Below are 18,210 nucleotides of genomic sequence, written 5' to 3'. Positions count from 1 at the left end.
GGCGGCGGCTCCACCACCGGCGCCGGCTCGACGGCCGCCACCGCAGGCGCTTCGGCGGGCGCGGGAGCCTCCGCTGCCGGAGCGGCTGCGGGCGGCGCCGTCTCAGGCGCAGCGGCCGGCTCTGACGCCGGGGCCGGGGCCTGGGCCGACGTGTCGCCGCCGGTCAGCATGCGGTCGGCCGACTGCGCCAGGGCCTCCACCACGGCCGCGCCTTCCTCGCCGGCCTCGGGCGCGGCGGCCAGCAGGTCGTTGAAACGCTCCGGCACTTCCTGGATCAGTTCCGCGACGGTCCGGTCCTCGCTGGACATCCAGTACCAGCCGCCGTAGATGCCCGCGCCCAGCAGCGCGGCGATGAGCAGCATGGCGCCGGTGGGAATGCCGCCCTCGTTCACCGGCGTCGGGAACTCCAGGTCGGCCTTGCGCGGAACGATGGACGTCTCCGCCTTGTAGCGGCGCACGATCTCCTCGCCGTCCAGGCCCAGGTAGTCTGCGTAGGCGCGGACGAAGCCGACGGCGTAGGTGGGGCCCGGCAGGTCCTGGTTGCGGCCGTCCTCGATGGCCTGCAGGAAGGCCAGGCGGATGCGCAGGACCTCCGCGACATGAGGAAGATCTACGCCGTGGCTGGCGCGGGTCATGCGCAGCAGCTGTCCGACGGACTCGCGCGGCGCCGGCTCGGCGGAAGGCATGTTGTCTGCGTGCACCAAGGCGCAATCGTCCCGAAGAAGAGAAGCGTGCCCCGGACCCCCGCGACTTGCCCGCATGTCTCCGCCGGCAAAGACGCATTAAGCCCGGAGGGGTGGATTTCAAGCTACCAAATCGCCGCGACCCTTAGCAATACACAGCCGCACTATCCTCAGGACAATACGACTCCGTGGTCCTGGGCGAAGAAACGCAGCTTTTCGCGTACGCTGTGGTCCGGCAGGTCCATGAGGGCACGAATGTAATCCTCGACCTGTCCCACATGCATGCTGCGCAGCATCATCTTGACAGGGCCGATGCCGCCGGCGGTCATCGACAGAGTGCGCACCCCCAGCGCCACCATCGCCATGGCCTCCAGCGGACGGCCCGCCATTTCGCCGCAGATCGACAGCGGCACGCCGGCCGCGCGGCACTGGCGCGCGATCTGGTCGACGGCGCACAGCACCGGCGGCGACAGCACGTCGTAGCGGTCGGCCACCTTGGGATTGCCGCGATCGGTGGCGTAGAGGAACTGCACCAGGTCGTTGGAGCCCAGCGATACGAAGTCGACCCGCTTGAGCAGCTGCGGCAGCTGCCAGATCAGCGCCGGGACCTCCAGCATGGTGCCCACCTTCACGTGGCTGGGCAGAGCCTCCGGCCCGTGCAGCTTTTCCTCGCGCGCCAGTTCCATGTCGAGAACAGCGCGGGCGGCGGTCAGTTCCGCAACCTCGCTGACCATGGGGAACATCACCCGCAGCTCGCGACCGGCCGCCGCGCGGATCAGCGCACGCAACTGCGACCGCAGGATGGCCGGGCGGTCCAGGGATATGCGGATGGAGCGCCACCCCAGCGCCGGATTGTCCTCGGGCTGGCCGTGCCAGTAGGGCAGCACCTTGTCCGAGCCCACGTCCAGCGTGCGGAACACCACGGGGCGATCGCCGCAGGCGTCCTGGATGCGGGTGTAGAGCTGCGCCTGGTCCTCCACGTTGGGCAGGCTGCCGCGCGACATGAACGGAACCTCGGTGCGATAGAGGCCGATGCCCTCCGCCCCCGTCTCCACCACGTTCGGCAGGTCCATGAGGAGCCCCGCGTTGAGCATCAGGCCGACCTTCACGCCGTCGCGCGTGACCGAGGGTTCGTCGCGCAGCGCGGTGTATTCCGCCAGCTTCCGGCGGCGGGCCTTGAGGCTCTTTTCGAACGCCTCGCGCACGTCGTCGCCGGGCCGGATGAACACCTGCCCATGATCACCGTCAATGATGATCGGGTCGTAGGGCTCGATCTTGGTCAGCACGTTGGGGACGCGCGCCACCACCGGAATGCCAAGCGCGCGGGCAATGATGACCGCGTGCATGGTGCGCGAGCCTTCCTCCATGACCAGCCCGCGCAGCTTGTCGCGGTCGTAGTCCAGAAGCTCCGTCGGGCCCAGGTTGCGGCAGATGAGGATGGCGTCGTCCGGCAGCGCCCCGCGCGACGACAGTTGCTCCGACCCCACCAGATGCGCCAGCAGGCGGTTGGCCAGGTCTTCCAGGTCGTGGAGGCGGTCGCGGATGTAGGGATCGCTGACGTGCGACATGCGCACGCGCGTGTCGTCGTGGACCTTTTGCACCGCCGCCTCGGCGGTCAGGCCGGAATTGATGGCCTCGGTAATGCGGCCGATCCAGCCCGCGTCCTCGGCGAACATGCGGTAGGTTTCCAGCACGTCGCGGAAATCCCCGAAGGCTTCTCCGGCGTGCTGGACCGTGTCGTCGTCCAGCATGCCGTCGACCTCGGCGCGCAGGGTGTTGAGCGCCTCCTTCAGGCGGACGTGCTCGGGCTCCGGGTCCTCGGCCACCAGCCGGCCGACGCGCACCTGCGGCTGGTGCAGAACGGCGCTGCCGATGCCCACCGGCCCGTTGAGCGCCAGGCCTTCCAGGCGCAGGGGCAGGAGCGCGTTGCCATCCACCGGCAGCAGTTCCTGCCGGTTGACCATCTGCGCCACGGTCAGAAGCTCCGCCAGCACCATGGCGACGGTTTCGAGGATTTCGACGGCTTCTTCCGTGTAGGTGCGCTCCTCGCGGTTCTGCACCACCAGCACGCCGACCACGCGGCCGCCGCGCAGGATGGGCACGCCCATCAGCGAGTGGTACAGCTCCTCGCCCGTTTCAGGGCGATAGGCGAAGGCGGGGTGCGACCAGGCATCGGCCAGCGCCAGCGGCCGGGCGTGGGCCGCGATCTCGCCGACCAGGCCCTCGCCGACGCGCAGCCGGGTGTTGTGCACGGCGGACTGCAGCAGGCCGTGCGTGGCGAACAGCTCCAGCACCTCGCCGGCGCGCATGACGTAGCACGAGCAGACCTCGGCCTCGTACCCTTCGGCGATCAGGGAGACGACCTTGTCCAGGCGCTCCTGCGGCGCGCCCTGGCCGGCCATGACGTCGCGCAGACGCCCCAGCAGCCGGCGCGGCGCGCTGGTGGTGTCGATCGCATCGGCTTTGCGGCCGGAGCCGTCACGGACGTGCATGTGCCGCCCCGCTCCCCCCTGGTTGCGTCGAATTCTCAAGCCCTAAGGCTGCGTCAGGCGACCTTCGCCCGCAAGGCTTCCGTGGCCTGCTCGACCAGTTCAGCAATGATTTCGGCCGTCGGCTGCTCGCGCGTGACCATGCCGACGGACTGGCCGGCCATCAGCGAGCCGTTCTCCACGTCGCCGTCCATGACCGCGCGCTTCAGCGCACCCGCCCAGAAATGCTCGATTTCCAGCTGGGCGGCCTTCTGGTCCAGTTCTCCGGCGCGGAAGCGCTCGATGACCTGGCGCTGGGTGTCCATGAACCGTTCCGTGCCCTTGTTGACCAGCGCGCGCACCGGAATGACCGGAAAGCGCGGGTCAAGCTGCACGGTGGGCACGGCATCGCGGGCGCTGGCCTTGATGAAGGCCTGCTTGAACTTCTCGTGGGCCACGCACTCGGTGGCGCAGACGAAGCGGGTGCCGATCTGCACGCCCGCCGCGCCCATCTCCAGGTAGCTGACGATGGCCTCGCCGCGGCCGATGCCGCCGGCGACGAACACCGGCACGTCCTTGACCACGGGCAGGATTTCCTGCGCCAGCACGCTGGTGGAGACGGGGCCGATATGGCCGCCGGCCTCCATGCCCTCGATCACCAGGGCGTCGGCGCCCGAGCGCACCAGCTTTTTCGCCAGCACCAGCGCCGGCGCGAAGCAGATGACCTTGGCGCCGCCGTCCTTGGCGCGCTTGATGGACTTGGCCGACGGCAGCCCGCCGGCCAGCACGACGTGCCCCACCCTGTTGGCGGCGCAGACGTCGATCAGCGCGTCAAGCTCCGGGTGCATGGTGATGAGGTTGACGCCGAAGGGGCGGTCGGTCAGCGCCTGCGTCCCCTTGATCTCGGCATCCAGCAGGTCCGGCGACATGGAGCCGCAGGCGATGACGCCGAAGCCGCCGGCGTTGGAGATCGCCGCCACCAGGTGGCGCTCCGACACCCACGACATGGCGCCGCCCAGGATGGCGGCATCGCAGCCGAGAAACTCCCGGCCGCGCTGCCAGAGGCGGTCGAGGCGCGTGCGCGCATCGTCGGTCGTCATCGACCCTGCTCTCCCGTCATTGCCTGCCGCCGCTTTACGCCGCGTCCAGGCCGTAGGCCGTGTGCAGGGCGCGCAGGGCCAGCTCGGTGTACTCCTCGGCGACCAGCACCGACACCTTGATCTCGGAGGTGGAGATCACCTGGATGTTGATGCCCTTGTCGGCCAGCGCGGTGAACATGGTCTGCGCGACGCCGGCGTGGCTGCGCATGCCCACACCGATGACGGAAATCTTCACCACGTTGTCGTCGGCGATAAGGTCCTGGAAGCCCAGTTCCTCCTTCTTTTCCTTCAGCACGGCGACGCAACGGTCCAGGTCGCCCTTGGCCACCGTGAAGGTCAGGTCGGTGGCCTGGCCCTCGGCGATGTTCTGGACGATCATGTCCACGTTGACGTTGGCGTCGGTGAGCGGGCCGAAAATCTTGGCGGCGACACCGGGGATGTCGGCCACGTCGACCAGGGTGATCTTGGCTTCGTCGCGCGAATACGCGATGCCGCTGACAAGTTCCTTTTCCACGATCTCGTCCTCGTCGCAGACCAATGTACCAGGGGTGTCGGGGGCGAAGGTGGAGCGCACCTGCAGGCGCACCCGGTGCTTCATCGCCATCTCGACGGAGCGGGTCTGGAGAACCTTGGTGCCCTGCGACGCACTCTCCAGCATTTCCTCGTAGGTAATCTTTTCCAGCTTGCGTGCCTTGGGCACGATGCGCGGGTCGGTGGTGTAGACACCGTCCACGTCGGTGTAGATGTCGCAGCGATCCGCATCCAGCGCCGCCGCCATGGCCACCGCCGAGGTGTCGGAGCCGCCGCGGCCAAGCGTGGTGATGCGGTTGTCCGGCCCCACACCCTGGAAACCGGCGATCACGGGCACCTGGCCCTGCGCCATGCGCTCGCGCATGAGCGGCGTGTCGATTTCCTTGATGCGGGCCTTGGAGTGGGCGTCGTCGGTCTGGATGGGGATCTGCCAGCCCAGCCACGAGCGCGCGTTGCAGCCCAGCTCCTGCAGGGCCAGCGACAGGAGGCCGATGGTCACCTGCTCGCCGGTCGCAACCACCGTATCGTACTCGCGCGAGTCGTGCATGGGCGCGATCTCGCGGCAGTAGCCGACCAGTTTGTTGGTCTCGCCCGACATGGCGGAGACCACCACGGCCACCTCGTTGCCGGCGTCGACCTCTTTCTTGACAAGCTGCGCCACGTTCTTGATGCGCTCGATGTCACCCACCGAGGTGCCGCCGAATTTCATAACGATGCGCGCCATTGGGGAAAGCACCCTTCTTTCTGTCTCTAGTCCACGCCGGAAGCGCTCCGGCCGCGGCGACCCGGTTTCGATACCGGCCGCCGGCGCTCGCCGGTTGCCCCGCCGCACGGGCGCGTATACATACTCTGTCCGGGGATGGGAGGCAAGGGAAGCCCCTGTGAGGGGCGCATGACCCGTCTTCCGATCACCGCCCAACCGCACCTGTCCATTTACCGGGAGTGCCCTCCATGTCCGCCACCGCAGCCCCGCAGACCTCCACGGCCTCCGCCGAGGAAATGGCGAAGTTCGAGGCCATGGCGGATGCCTGGTGGGACCCCGTCGGCAAGTTCAAGCCCCTGCACAAGTTCAACCCGGCGCGCGTCGCCTTCATCCGCGACAGCCTGGGCGCCCACTTCGGGCGCGACCTGGGCAGGCCGCGCCCGTTCGAGGGGCTGACGCTGCTGGACATCGGCTGCGGCGGCGGGTTGCTGTCGGAGCCCATGGCCCGGCTGGGCTTTTCCGTCACCGGCCTGGACGCGGTGGAAAAGAACGTCGGCGTGGCGCGACTCCATGCCGAGCGCTCCGACCTTGCCATCGACTACCGCTGCCAGCTGGCCGAGGACGTGCTGGCGCAGGGCGAGCGCTTCGACGTGGTCCTGACCATGGAGGTCGTGGAGCACGTGGCCGACGTGCCGCTGTTCCTGCGCACCTGCGGCGACCTGGTCAAGCCGGGCGGGGCGCTGGTGGGGGCGACGCTGAACCGCACCCTGAAAAGCCTGGCACTGGCGAAGTTCGGCGCGGAATACGTGCTGCGCTGGGTTCCCGCCGGCACCCACGACTGGCGCAAGTTCGTCAAGCCGTCGGAGTTCGCGGCCGGCCTGCGCGAGGGCGGCCTGGTGACCGAGGCCCTCCGCGGCATGACCTTCCTGCCGCTGACGGACACCTGGGAGGTGACGGGCGACCTGGACGTCAACTACATGATTTTCGCCACCAAGCCGGACTGAGGATGGCGGGGCGGGGCGGCCCGCCGCCCTCACCCTTTCCAGAAGCGGGGCGACAGCAGCACCAGCACGGTGAAGAATTCCAGCCGCCCCAGCAGCATTCCGGCCGACAGCAGCCACTTCGCCGCGTCGGGCAGCGTCGCGAAGTTGCCCGCCGGGCCGATGATGGCCCCCAGCCCCGGGCCGACGTTGGACACCGCCGTGGCGGCGCCGGAAATGGCCGTCACCCAGTCCAGCCCCAGCAGGCCCAGCAGCAGGGCAATGCTGCCGACCGTTCCCACATAGACGAAGAAGAACAACAGCACCGACACCGCCACCTCGTCGGTGATGGGGGCGTCGTTGTAGACGCGCGGCACCACGGCGTGCGGCGATTGCAGCCGCCGCAGATGGACCGAGAACAGCCGCCACGACACCTGGAAACGGAAGATCTTGATGCCGCCGGCCGTCGATCCCGTGCAGCCGCCCACGAAGGTCAGCGCGAAAAAGGCCGCCACCGCGAAGGCGCCCCACAGCGTGTAGTCGGCCGTGGCGTAGCCGGTTGTGGTCACGACGCTGGTGACGTTGAAGGCGGCCAGGGTGAGGGCCTCGAAGGCCGGGACCTTGTCCACGATCACCAGCCACCCCGCCAGGAACACCGACACCAGCGCCAGAAACGCCAGGAACGCGCCAACCTGGGCGTCGGTGAACAGCGGCCGGACACCGTTGCGGGCCATCTTCAGGTACAGCACGAACGGCACCGCGCCCGCCACCATGAACACCGTGCCGATCCAGTGGATCGCCGGCGACTGCCAGTGCCCCATCGAAGCGTCGGAGGTGGAATAGCCGCCGGTCGAAACCGTGGTCATGGCGTGGTTGATCGCCTCGAACGGCGTCATTCCGGCCAGGGCATAAAGCACGCCGCACGCCACGGTCATCGAGATGTACGTGACGACGATCAGCAGGCCCAGGTGCCCCACCTTCGCCACCGCCTTTTCCGAGCGGTCGCTGCTTTCCATGCGGAACAACTGCATGCCGCCGACCCGCAGGAACGGCAGCAGCACGATCGCCATGACGATGATGCCGATGCCGCCCAGCCACTGCAGAACGCTCCGCCAGACCAGGATTCCCGGCGGCGCGGTGTCCAGCCCCGTCAGGATGGTGGAACCGGTGGTGGTGAGGCCGGAGATCGCCTCGAAGAAGGCGTCGGTGTAGCTCAGGTCCAGCCGGGAGAAGAAGAACGGGACCGCCGAGAAGGCCGCCGTGCCGATCCACCCAAGGGCCGTCAGCAGGAACGCCTGCCGCAGGGTCAGCGACAGATCGCGGGTGCGGTTGGTCAGCACAAGCAAGCCGCCGACCAGCGTGGTGACGCCGGCGCCGACGAAAAAGCCGATCCAGTCGACATCGCCGGCCGCCAGGTCCGCCACGCCCGGCACCACCATCGCGGCGCCGAGCACCGAAACCAGCAGCCCCAGCACATAGAGCACGGGCTGCAGCGTCAATGTCTGCACGGGGATCGTCCTTTGAAGGTGAGACGGCGCCGGCGAAGCCGGTCAGGACACCGGCCGGCGCCACGGGATGGACGCGAAGGAAACGCCTTCCTCCTTCAGTTCCTCGGCCTCTTCCGGGGTGGTCTCGCCATAGATGCCGCGGGCCTCGGCCTCGCCGTAGTGGATCTTGCGGGCCTCTTCCGCGAAGCTGTCGCCCACGTAATCGCAGTGCTTTTCCACCGCCTCCTGCACCTGGCGCAGCACGTCGCTCATGCGGCGGTGGAACTCGGCCACCTTCTCGGAGTTGCCGGCGGGAAACTGCGCCGCCTGCTGCGGCGCCGGCACGTTGGCGGCTGCCGGCGCCTGCGCCGCCTGCTCATCCCGCGGCGGACGGGCCGGCCCCTCCTGCCCCTTGCGGCGCGCCAGACGGGGCGCCATGAGGGCCTTGCGGACGGAACGGTCGCCGCAGGTCGGGCATTCCACCGCGCCGGCGGCCGCCATCTTGTCGTAGGCGGCGCTGTCGCGGAACCAGGACTCGAAACGGTGGTCGTTGGCGCAGAGAAGCTCGTAGCGGATCATGATCATGTTCCCGAAAAGCGTGCGTCTGCTTTACCCCAGGGGCCTCGCCGTGACAAGCTTGCGCACCCGCAAGACATAGGAGGCATGCAACGCTCATGCACGGGGAGACGCGCCTGAAACCCGCCGCCGCGACGCCCGCCTCGCCCTGGCTGACCCGCTGGCTGCCTCTGGCTCCGACCGGCGCCACGGTGCTGGACGTCGCCTGCGGCTGGGGCCGGAACCTGCGGTGGATGCAGGCGGCCGGCTACCATGTCACCGGCATCGACCGCGACATCGCCGCCGTGTCCGACGCGGCGGGGGCCGAGATCATCGAGGCGGACCTGGAGGACGGCTCTCCCTGGCCCCTGCCCGGCCGGCGCTTCGACGTGGTGCTGGTCTCGCGCTACCTCTACCGGCCGCTGTTCCCGGTGCTGGAAAAAAGCATGGCCAAAGGAGGCTTGCTGATCTACGAGACCTTCATGCAGGGCAACGAAAAGTTCGGCCGGCCCCGCAATCCGGATCACCTGCTGAAACCGGGGGAACTGCTGGGCGCCTTCCCGAACCTGTCGGTGGTGGCCTTCGAGCAGGGCGAGGTGGAAACCTGCGGCACCGGCGTGGTGCAGCGGATCGTGCTGAGCAAGGACGCAGCGCCGCGGCGGCTGGACCTGTAAGCAGGGCCCCGCCCCGTCGCTCACACCAAACTGAACGGCCGGTCGTGCGTCAGCGACGGCACCTTGCCCCGCGCTTTCTCCACCGCGGCGGTATCCACGTCGGCGTAAACGATCCCCACCTCTTCCCCCGCGTCGGCCACCACCTCGCCCCAGGGGGCGACGATCAGCGCGTGACCGTAGGTTTCGCGGCCCTTGTGTTCGCCGGTCTGCGCGGGGGAGAAAACCCAGCATCCCGTCTCGATCGCCCGCGCTCGCAGCAGCACGTGCCAGTGCGCCGCGCCGGTCGGGCGGGTGAAGGCGGAGGGCACGGTCAGGAAGTCCGCCCCCGCCTTCGCCAGCGTGCGGTACAGGTGGGGAAAGCGCAGGTCGTAGCAGATGGTCAGGCCCAGTCCGCCCCAGGGTGTCTTCACCACCATCGCTTGATCGCCGGGGCGGAAGGTGCTGGATTCGCGGTAGGCCTCGCCGTTGCCGAGGTCCACGTCGAACATGTGGATCTTGTCGTAGCGCCCGACGATGGCGCCCGAGGGATCGAACATCAGCGTGCGGTTCGCCACCCTTCCGTCCGCCAGCTTCACCGCGATCGTCCCTGCGTGCAGCCACAGCCCCGTGTCCCGGGCAAGCTCGGCGAAGGCGGGCACGGCGGGGTGCTCGGCCTCGGGCAGGGCCTTGGCGAGCGTGTTCGACCGCCCCCACTCCATCATGGTGACGTTTTCCGGCATCAGCACCATGTCGGCGCCGTTCGTCCGCGCCTCGCGCGCCATCAGGCAGGCAGTCTCCAGGTTGGGCGCTATGTCGGGACCGGCGTTGACCTGCAGGCAGGCGACCTTGAAGGACGGCATTGCCACCCCCTCAGGCGCCCAGCATGACGTCGAGCGCGCCCTTGCGCTCCAGCGCCATCAGCTCGTCGCAGCCGCCGACATGCTCGTTGTCGATGAAGATCTGCGGCACGGTGCGGCCGCCGTGGGCGCGCCTTTCCATCTCCTTGCGGCGCTCGGGCTGCTGCATGACGTCGATTTCCTCGAAGTCGACGCCCTTGCTGGTCAGCAGCTTCTTGGCGCGGACGCAGAAGGGGCAGAAGGCGGAGGAATAGACTTCAACCTTGGCCATGGGGCCTCCTTGTTGGTTCGGCTTGAGGGTCTCTGCCCTGCGTTACGTTTAAGTTAGGGGGTCCGTGTCCGGTTGCCACTCGGGCGTGAGCACCACGCGAGCCACCGTCACCACGTCCACCGCCGCCGCACCGGCCTGCCGCAGGGCGCGCGCGCACTCGCCGACCGTGGCGCCGGTGGTCATCACGTCATCGACCAGCAGCACCACCCGACCGCGCACCGCGTCGGGATCGGACAGCGCGAAGGCGCTGCGGACATTGCGGCGGCGCGCGGCGCGGCCCATGCCCTCCTGCGGCGGCGTTTTGCGGGCACGCAACAGCAGGTTCGGCGCGAACCGCCCCGACTGCCCCTGCCCCAGACGATCCAGTTGCCGGGCCAGAAGGGCCGCCTGGTTGTAGCGGCGCTTCATCAGCCGGCCGCGATGCAGGGGCACGGGCGCGATGAGATCGGCCCCCTCCACCAGCGGACGGGCGGCGCGCAGCATCCAGCGGGCGAAGGCCGGCGCGGAGTCGGTTCGGTCGGCGTGCTTGAACCGCAGGATCAGGTCGCGCGCCACGCCCTCGTAGGTGAACACAGCCCGCGCCCGGCGCCACGGCGGCGGATCGTCGATGCAGGCGGCGCACAGGGCGCCCGGCTCCATGGGCAGCTCAAACGGGTCGCCGCAGGAGTTGCACACCGGGTCCACCAGGAATTCAACCCCGGCGAAGCACTCCGCGCACAGCGCCCCCGGCTCGGCCACCAGCGTCCCGCACGCGAGGCAGCGGGGCGGCAGCAGGGCATCGAGGACGGCGCGGGAGGCCGTGTGCAAGGGGCGGAGCGTCTGGGTCATGGTTCCTTCCGCATAGCACGATTCGCGCACCGCCGCCCTTCGCACTTGCCAGCGCCCCCGCGCGATGCCATCTAACGGCGCATGTCCGACCAGATGACAGTCTTCGACAGGGCGACCGTCCGCCGCCACCGCGACCGCGCGGCGGCCGGGCTGGATGCGTTCGATTTCCTGTTCCGCGAAAGCGCCCACCGCCTGGCCGACCGGCTGGACGACATGACGCGCACCTTTCCCGTGGCGCTGGACCTGGGCTGCCACGGCGGGGAACTGGCAGCCGCGCTCTCGCCCAAGACGGGGATCGAGACGCTGGTGCAGGCGGACCTCTCGCCCGCCATGGCCGGGCGCGCCGGCGGCCTTGCCGTCACGATGGACGAGGAATTCCTGCCCTTCGCCCAGGGCTCTCTGGATGCCGTTCTGTCGAACCTCAGCCTGCACTGGGTCAACGACCTGCCGGGCGCGCTCTTGCAGATCCGCCATGCGCTGAAGCCCGACGGCCTGTTCCTGGCCGGCGTCCTGGGTGGGGAAACCCTGCACGAGCTGCGCCACTGCCTGACCCAGGCGGAAGTGGAGGTCGAGGGAGGCTTGAGCCCCCGCGTCAGCCCCTTCGCCGACGGACCAGACCTGGGCAGCCTGCTCCAGCGCGCCGGCTTCGCCCTGCCCGTGGTGGACAGCGAGATCATCACGGTGCGCTACGAGAACCCGCTCAAGCTGCTGTCGGACCTGCGCGGCATGGGCGAATCCAACGCCATCGCCGAGCGCCGGAAGGGCTTCATGCGCCGCGCCACGCTCATGCGCGCCATGCAGATGTATATGGACGAGTTCGGCGGCGACGACGGGCGTGTGCCGGCGACCTTCCACATCATCTGGATGCACGCCTGGGCGCCGCACGAAAGCCAGCAGAAGCCGCTGCGCCCCGGCAGCGCCAGCGCGCGGCTGGCCGATGCGCTGAATTCGGAAGAAATCGGCCTTGGCGTCAAGCCCGGGCGCGACTAGGGTTTGGGAATGCAATTTACAACGCCTCTCATCCGCGGGACGCTGATCAAGCGCTACAAGCGGTTCCTCGCCGACGTCACGCTGGAGGACGGCACCGTCGTCACCGCGCACACCGCCAACTCGGGCAGCATGAAGGGCTGCGCCGAGCCTGGCAGCGCGGTGTGGCTGTCGCCGGCCGACAACCCCAACCGCAAGCTGAAGTACACCTGGGAGATCGTGCAGGTGGACGGCGGCGGGCTGGTCGGCATCAACACCAGCTGGCCCAACGCCCTGGTCGCCGACGCCTGCGCCGCCGGCGCGATCCCCGAATTGTGCGGCTACGACACGGTGCGGCGCGAGGTGAAGTACGGCAGGAACAGCCGCATCGACGTGCTGCTGGAAAAGTCCGACACCGGCGAGAAGTGCTACGTGGAGGTCAAGAACGTCACGCTGGCCCGCGACGGCCATGCCGAATTCCCCGATGCCGTCACGGCGCGTGGTGCCAAGCACCTGGTGGAGATGACCGACATGGTGGCCGAGGGCCATCGCGCGGTCATGGTCTACCTGGTCCAGCGCGAGGACTGCCACGCCTTCCGCGTTGCCGCCGACATCGACCCGGCCTATGAAAAGGCGCTGGCCCTTGCCATGTCGCAAGGGGTGGAGGCGCTGTGCTATGCCTGCACGGTGACGCCCGAGGCCATCACGGTGGCGCAGCCGCTGCCGCTCAAACTGGCCCCGGCCGCCGCGCCCGAGCCCGTTTCCGCCTGACCCGACGCCGCCCGCAAACCAGACGATCCCGAACGGACCCCGATCGACCCATGACCCAGACCGCCCGCCGCATCGACACCGCCCCGCAGCACGGCCCCGAGGACTTCGAGGCCATGCGCAAGGCCGGCCGCGTGGCCGCCGAAATGCTGGACACCATCACGCCCTTCGTGAAACCGGGCGTGACCACCGGCGAACTGGACGACCGGCTGGCCAGGCTGGGCGAGGAACTGGGCGTCACCCACGGCCCCATGGGCTATCGCGGGTTCCCCAAGCACATCTGCACGTCGGTGAACCACGTCGTCTGCCACGGCATCCCGGGCGACAAGAAGCTCAAGGACGGCGACATCATCAACATCGACGTGACCCCCATCGTCGACGGCTGGTACGGCGACACCAGCCGCACCTTCTACGTCGGCAAACCCAGCGTGAAGGCGAAAAAGCTGGTCGAGGTCACCTACGACTGCCTGATGCGCGGGATCGAGGTGGTGCGCCCCGGCGCGACGCTGGGCGACATCGGCTGGGCCATCCAGGAATACGCGGAGGCGCAGGGTTTCTCCGTCGTGCGCGATTTCTGCGGCCACGGCGTCGGGCGCGTCTTCCACACCAAGCCGAACGTCATGCACTTCGGCAGCCCCGGCGAGGGCGAGGTGATCGAGGAAGGGATGTTCTTCACCATCGAGCCCATGATCAATGCCGGTAAGGCCGCCACCAAGATCCTGCCGGACGGCTGGACGGCGGTGACGCGCGACCGCTCCCTCTCCGCCCAGTTCGAGCACACGATCGGCGTCACCGCCGACGGCTGCGAGATCTTCACCCTCTCGCCCAAGGGCTGGCACTGCCCGCCCTACGACGGCGCCTGAGGCGGCGGAACCCGGAGGGGGATCATGGGGGACGCCGGGGACGAACGGGATGATGCCGTGGCAGACATGTTCGGCCGCGTCTCTTCCGTGTCCGGCGGTTTGGCCGAAGAACCCGCATCGCCTCCCGCCAAGGACGACCACAAGCACGGCCACCGCGAGCGCCTGCGCGACCGCTTTCTCAAGGGCGGGGCCGAAAGCGTGGCGGACTACGAGTTGCTGGAGCTGATGCTGTTCGCCGCCATTCCCCGGCGCGACGTCAAACCCATCGCCAAGGAACTGCTGCGGCGCTTCAAGACAGTCGGCAACGTGGTGACCGCCAGGCCGGAGGACCTGATGCAGGTCGACGGCATCAAGCTGGCCGCCGCCACCGCCCTTAAATCGGCCGAGGCGGTCGCCGTGCGCATGCTGCGCGACCAGGTGATGGACCGCCCGGTCATTTCCTCGTGGGAAGCACTGATCGACTACTGCACGGCCTCCATGGCCTACCGCGACACCGAGCAGTTCCGCATCCTGTTCCTGGACCGCCGCAACCGGCTGATCGCCGATGAACTGCAGCAGAAGGGCACGGTGGACCACACCCCGGTCTACCCGCGCGAGGTGCTGAAACGGGCGCTGGAGGTTCAGGCCAGCGCCCTGATCCTGGTGCACAACCACCCCAGCGGCGACCCGACGCCCAGCCAGGCCGACATCCAGATGACCCGCACCATCCGCGATGCCGCCGGCCCCCTGGGGGTGACGCTGCACGACCACGTCATTGTCGGGCGCGGCAGCTATACATCCCTCAAGGCGCAGGGCTTCATCTGACAACCGCCGACTCGGCCGGACCGGCGGCGGGTTCATGTTTTCGGATGTCGGCGGGCCGGGCCGGCGTCCGCGTGCAAAATCCACAAAAATGGTGCACGGCAATTGACCAAACATTCATGAATGGGTAGTAAATGCTTATGCCGTTCGGCTTAACGGCTCGCCGAACGGACAAAAGGACTACCCCATGCTGGACGCCTATAACACCATCGTTCATATGCTGGAGCGCCTGCACCGGCACTTCCTGGATGTGCTGCGGGCCGAGTTGCGCCGGATGAACGTCAACGACATCAACGCCGTTCAAGCCCTGCTGCTGTCCAACATCGGCGACCAGGACGTGGTGATCCGCGACCTGAAGGACCGGGGCTACTATCACGGCTCCAACGTCAGCTACAACATCAAGAAGTTGACGGAATTCGGCTACATTCATCAGGAGCGCGCGGAGCACGACCGCCGCGCCACGCAGCTGCGGCTGACGGAAAAGGGCATGGAGTTGTGCCACGCCATCCGCGACCTGCAGAACCGCCTAGCCGAATCCCTGAACACCGATGCCGGCGCCACCGAGGCCGAACTGCGCAAGGCCGACGAAGTGCTTCAGAAGCTGGAACGCACCTGGACGGACTATATCCGTTACGGCCGCTGACGCGGCCTTGCCCTACAGACCGGGCTACTGCGGCGCCACCTTGATGGTGGAGGCGAACATCTCGTTGTAGCCTTCATCGGCGACGACCACCTTCGTCTCGCCCGGCTGTTCGGCAAAGATGAACAGCATCCCCGGCTCCTGCGTGCCCACGGTCACCACGCCCGGCACCAGCGAGATGATCGTGCCCGCCGGCTGCGGCAGGCGGATCACTTCCATGTCGCCCACCGTCATCTCCATCACCGGCAGGCGCTCGGCCGCCTGGGCATCGCCCTCCGCACCCGGTGCGGGATCGGGAATGGGAACGACCGGCGTAGTGAAGGGGTCGCCGCGTTCGGGCTGCTCGACCCCGTTCGCCGCCGCCGACAGGGGCGCCGCCGCCAGCAGCACGGTCGCGACAAGCGCGGATCGCAACGATAGGCGCATGGTCACCCTTCCCCTTCGAAACCACTGAACGGCAACGCTACTCCAGCGCTCCGGCCGTTGCAACGCGCTACGGTCTGGAGGTGGGCGCCGAAATCTCCTATAACCGCGCCCATCCCGAGTCCTCTGGCGAAAAGCGAGATCCGTCGACATGATTCCCCGCTACACGCGCCCCAAGATGGCCGCCATCTGGGAACCCGAGAACAAGTTCCGCATCTGGTTCGAGATCGAGGCCCACGCCTGCGATGCCCAGGCCAAGCTGGGCGTCATTCCGGAAGCCGCCGCCAAGGCCGTGTGGGAGCGCGGACAGTTCGAGGTCGCCCGCATCGACGCCATCGAGGCCGAGGTCAAGCACGACGTCATCGCCTTCCTGACCAACCTGGCGGAATATGTGGGCGACGAAGCCCGCTTCGTCCACCAGGGCATGACCAGTTCCGACGTGCTGGACACCTGCCTGAACGTCCAGCTGGTCCAGGCCGCCGACCTTCTTCTGCAGGACCTGGACGAGCTGCTGGCCGCCCTGGAAAAGCGTGCGTTCGAGCACAAGATGACGGTGTGCATGGGCCGCAGCCACGGCATCCACGCCGAGCCGGTCACCATGGGCCTGAAGTTCGCCAGCTTCCACGCCGAGTTCCAGCGCAACCGCGACCGCCTGCTGGCCGCGCGCGAGGACATCGCCACCTGCGCCATCTCGGGCGCCGTCGGCACGTTCGCCAACGTCGATCCCTTCGTGGAAGAGCACGTGGCGGAAAAGCTGGGCCTGAAGCCCGAGCCCATCTCCACCCAGGTCATTCCGCGTGACCGCCACGCCATGTTCTTCAGCGTTCTGGGCGTCATCGCCTCGTCCATCGAGCGCCTGGCGACCGAGGTCCGCCACCTGCAGCGCACGGAAGTCCGCGAGGCCGAGGAGTTCTTCTCCAAGGGCCAGAAGGGCTCCTCCGCCATGCCGCACAAGCGCAACCCGGTGCTGACCGAGAACCTGACGGGCCTCGCCCGCATGGTGCGCTCCTACGCCCTGCCGGCCATGGAGAACGTGGCGCTCTGGCACGAGCGCGACATCAGCCACTCCTCCGTCGAGCGCTACATCGGCCCCGACGCCACCGTCACGCTGGACTTCGCGCTGGCCCGCCTGACCAACGTGGTCGCCAACCTGGTGGTCTACGAGGATGCCATCGACCGCAACCTCAACCAGATGGGCGGCCTCGTGTTCAGCCAGCGCGTCCTGCTGGCGCTGACCCAGAAGGGCGTCTCGCGCGAGGACAGCTACAGCCTCGTCCAGCGCAACGCCATGAAGGTGTGGAACGGCGAGGGCAACCTTCAGGACCTGCTGAAGACCGACCCCGAGGTCTCTGCCAAGATGAGCGCCGAGGAGGTCGACGAACTGTTCGACCTGGGCTACCACACCAAGCACGTCGACACGATCTTCAAGCGCGTCTTCGGCCGCAGCGAATAAGGGCTGATGCCCCACTCATCGCGGGGGAGCGCGAGGGGGACCACGTTGGTCCCCCTCGTTTCTTTCACGAATAATGGCTCTTCTCTCACCCCCGCCGTCCGCCCACACTGCGCGCCGCCTTCACCACGCCGGAGCGCCTGAATGTCCGCCTTCCTCACCGCCGTCCAGCGCCTGATCCGCGACTCCTTGCGCGTGTGGTGGGTGCTGCTGCGCATGATGGTGCCCATCATGATCGCGGTGAAGGTGGCCGCCGAGATGGGCGCCATCCCCTACATCGCCGCGGCCTTCGCGCCGGTGATGGACCTGGCGGGACTGCCGGCGGAAGTGGGCGTGGTGTGGGCCGCCGCCTGCCTGACGACCATCTACGGCGCCGCCGCCGTGCTGCCGACGGTGCTGCCCGACGTGTCCCTGACCGTCGCGCAGATGACGGTTCTCGGCACCATGATCCTGGTCGCCCATTCCCTGCCCGTGGAGGGCCGGGTGTGCCAGCGCGCCGGGGCGGGCATCATCTTCCAGACGCTCCTGCGCCTGGGCGCCGGTCTGCTGTTCGGCATCGTGCTCAACGCCGTCTACAGCGGCCTCGGCGTGCTGCAGGAGCCGGTGACCATATCCTGGCTGCCCGAGGCCGACCCCGACGCCGGCTGGATGGGCTGGGCCGCCGACTCCGCCGTCGGCCTGGGCTGGATCTACCTCATCATCCTGGCGATCATGGCCGGCATGGCGCTGCTGGACGCCGTGGGTGCGAACCGGCTGCTCACCCGGCTGCTGTCACCGCTGCTGCGCGTCATGGGCATCGGCGAGAAGGCCGTGCCGCTGACCGTGATCGGCGTGCTGCTGGGCATTTCCTACGGCGGCGGACTGATCATCCGCGAGGTGGAGCGCGGCGGCCTGAGCCGGCGCGACGTGCTGCTGTCCATCTCGTTCATGGCGCTGTGCCACAGCCTGATCGAGGACAGCCTGATCATCATGGCCCTGGGCGGCCACTGGTCGGGCGTGATCATCGGGCGGCTGGTGCTGACGCTGGTGGTGATCGCGGTGCTGGCCCGCATCATCCACCGCATGTCCGACGAGACGCTCGCCCGCCTGTTCCTCAGCCGCGTGAAGATACCCGACCCCGCGCCTGAAACCGCCGCCGCAACCAGCGCGCCCACCGCGCGTTGACGGCGGGCCCAAGCCCATT

General features: G+C 68.4%; 19 protein-coding genes. 9 read left to right on the top strand and 10 right to left on the bottom strand.

Translation table 11 applies throughout. The features are described from left to right. The 4 genes from C882_RS01435 to C882_RS01420 form a co-directional block, all read right to left on the bottom strand. A partial coding sequence (locus C882_RS01435; RefSeq protein ID WP_236262415.1) for a helix-turn-helix domain-containing protein occupies positions 1-701 on the bottom strand: 701 nt, incomplete at its 3' end. Between the two features lie 152 nt (positions 702-853). Further along, positions 854-3,175 carry a phosphoenolpyruvate--protein phosphotransferase gene (gene ptsP / locus C882_RS01430; protein ID WP_009538744.1) on the bottom strand — a complete coding sequence of 774 codons (2,322 nt, stop codon included), beginning with the start codon at positions 3,173-3,175 and terminating at the stop codon, positions 854-856. Between the two features lie 53 nt (positions 3,176-3,228). Continuing rightward, a complete protein-coding gene (locus tag C882_RS01425; RefSeq protein WP_009538743.1) occupies positions 3,229-4,251 on the bottom strand; it encodes an NAD(P)H-dependent flavin oxidoreductase in 1,023 nt (340 codons plus the stop codon). A gap of 34 nt (positions 4,252-4,285) precedes the next feature. Then, on the bottom strand, positions 4,286-5,506 hold the full coding sequence (locus C882_RS01420; protein WP_009538742.1) for an aspartate kinase: 1,221 nt from the start codon (positions 5,504-5,506) through the stop codon (positions 4,286-4,288). A gap of 227 nt (positions 5,507-5,733) precedes the next feature. Here C882_RS01420 and ubiG point away from each other — a divergent pair, with 227 nt between their 5' ends. Further along, complete coding sequence (gene ubiG, locus C882_RS01415; RefSeq protein ID WP_009538741.1) at positions 5,734-6,489, top strand: bifunctional 2-polyprenyl-6-hydroxyphenol methylase/3-demethylubiquinol 3-O-methyltransferase UbiG; 756 nt, start codon at positions 5,734-5,736, stop codon at positions 6,487-6,489. Between the two features lie 29 nt (positions 6,490-6,518). Here the strand turns inward: ubiG and C882_RS01410 are convergent, their stop codons facing one another. Both C882_RS01410 and C882_RS01405 read right to left on the bottom strand, forming a co-directional pair. Then, positions 6,519-7,973, bottom strand: coding sequence for a TrkH family potassium uptake protein (locus C882_RS01410; protein WP_009538740.1), 1,455 nt, complete (start codon positions 7,971-7,973; stop codon positions 6,519-6,521). A gap of 42 nt (positions 7,974-8,015) precedes the next feature. Then, positions 8,016-8,531 (bottom strand): DUF1178 family protein, encoded by a 516-nt coding sequence (locus C882_RS01405; RefSeq protein ID WP_009538739.1) that lies wholly within the window; start codon positions 8,529-8,531, stop codon positions 8,016-8,018. 95 nt (positions 8,532-8,626) lie between these two features. On the opposite strand from C882_RS01405, the gene C882_RS01400 reads away from it, so the two are divergent. Next, complete coding sequence (locus C882_RS01400; RefSeq protein WP_009538738.1) at positions 8,627-9,181, top strand: class I SAM-dependent methyltransferase; 555 nt, start codon at positions 8,627-8,629, stop codon at positions 9,179-9,181. A gap of 20 nt (positions 9,182-9,201) precedes the next feature. On the opposite strand, the gene C882_RS01395 is transcribed toward C882_RS01400, so the two are convergent. Genes C882_RS01395 through C882_RS01385 form a run of 3 tightly spaced genes read right to left on the bottom strand, consistent with a single transcriptional unit; the run spans position 9,202 to position 11,116 of the window. Further along, complete coding sequence (locus tag C882_RS01395; protein ID WP_009538737.1) at positions 9,202-10,020, bottom strand: carbon-nitrogen hydrolase family protein; 819 nt, start codon at positions 10,018-10,020, stop codon at positions 9,202-9,204. 10 nt (positions 10,021-10,030) lie between these two features. Beyond that, the gene (gene grxC, locus C882_RS01390; protein ID WP_009538736.1) at positions 10,031-10,288 is read right to left on the bottom strand and encodes a glutaredoxin 3; all 258 of its coding nucleotides are present in this window, start codon (positions 10,286-10,288) and stop codon (positions 10,031-10,033) included. Between the two features lie 48 nt (positions 10,289-10,336). Continuing rightward, entirely contained in the window at positions 10,337-11,116 is a 780-nt protein-coding gene (locus C882_RS01385; protein WP_043642807.1) for a ComF family protein, read from the bottom strand. 81 nt (positions 11,117-11,197) lie between these two features. Between C882_RS01385 and C882_RS01380 the strand changes: the two genes are divergently transcribed. From C882_RS01380 to C882_RS01360, 5 genes are all read left to right on the top strand, one after another. Beyond that, a complete protein-coding gene (locus tag C882_RS01380) occupies positions 11,198-12,106 on the top strand; it encodes a methyltransferase domain-containing protein (RefSeq protein ID WP_009538734.1) in 909 nt (302 codons plus the stop codon). Positions 12,107-12,115: 9 nt separating this feature from the next. Continuing rightward, positions 12,116-12,853 (top strand): DNA/RNA nuclease SfsA, encoded by a 738-nt coding sequence (gene sfsA / locus C882_RS01375; RefSeq protein ID WP_009538733.1) that lies wholly within the window; start codon positions 12,116-12,118, stop codon positions 12,851-12,853. A gap of 50 nt (positions 12,854-12,903) precedes the next feature. Beyond that, complete coding sequence (map, locus tag C882_RS01370) at positions 12,904-13,713, top strand: type I methionyl aminopeptidase (protein ID WP_009538732.1); 810 nt, start codon at positions 12,904-12,906, stop codon at positions 13,711-13,713. 24 nt (positions 13,714-13,737) lie between these two features. Continuing rightward, positions 13,738-14,517: a RadC family protein gene (radC, locus tag C882_RS01365; RefSeq protein WP_009538731.1), complete on the top strand. Its 780-nt coding sequence runs from the start codon at positions 13,738-13,740 to the stop codon at positions 14,515-14,517. 184 nt (positions 14,518-14,701) lie between these two features. Further along, positions 14,702-15,157 carry a MarR family winged helix-turn-helix transcriptional regulator gene (locus tag C882_RS01360; protein ID WP_009538730.1) on the top strand — a complete coding sequence of 152 codons (456 nt, stop codon included), beginning with the start codon at positions 14,702-14,704 and terminating at the stop codon, positions 15,155-15,157. 24 nt (positions 15,158-15,181) lie between these two features. Here the strand turns inward: C882_RS01360 and C882_RS01355 are convergent, their stop codons facing one another. After that, on the bottom strand, positions 15,182-15,580 hold the full coding sequence (locus C882_RS01355; protein ID WP_043642804.1) for a pilus assembly protein N-terminal domain-containing protein: 399 nt from the start codon (positions 15,578-15,580) through the stop codon (positions 15,182-15,184). A 148-nt stretch (positions 15,581-15,728) separates the two neighbouring features. On the opposite strand from C882_RS01355, the gene purB reads away from it, so the two are divergent. Both purB and C882_RS01345 read left to right on the top strand, forming a co-directional pair. Continuing rightward, positions 15,729-17,030, top strand: a complete 1,302-nt coding sequence (gene purB, locus C882_RS01350; protein ID WP_009538728.1) for an adenylosuccinate lyase — start codon at positions 15,729-15,731, stop codon at positions 17,028-17,030. Between the two features lie 141 nt (positions 17,031-17,171). After that, positions 17,172-18,191 carry a hypothetical protein gene (locus C882_RS01345; RefSeq protein WP_009538727.1) on the top strand — a complete coding sequence of 340 codons (1,020 nt, stop codon included), beginning with the start codon at positions 17,172-17,174 and terminating at the stop codon, positions 18,189-18,191. Positions 18,192-18,210 lie beyond the last annotated feature (19 nt).

Origin of the sequence: Caenispirillum salinarum AK4, assembly GCF_000315795.1 — a bacterium.
Taxonomy (GTDB): Bacteria; Pseudomonadota; Alphaproteobacteria; order Rhodospirillales; family Rhodospirillaceae; genus Caenispirillum; species Caenispirillum salinarum.
Note: the sequence above shows the minus strand (reverse complement) of the source record. Positions and strands in the feature narration are given on the sequence as shown.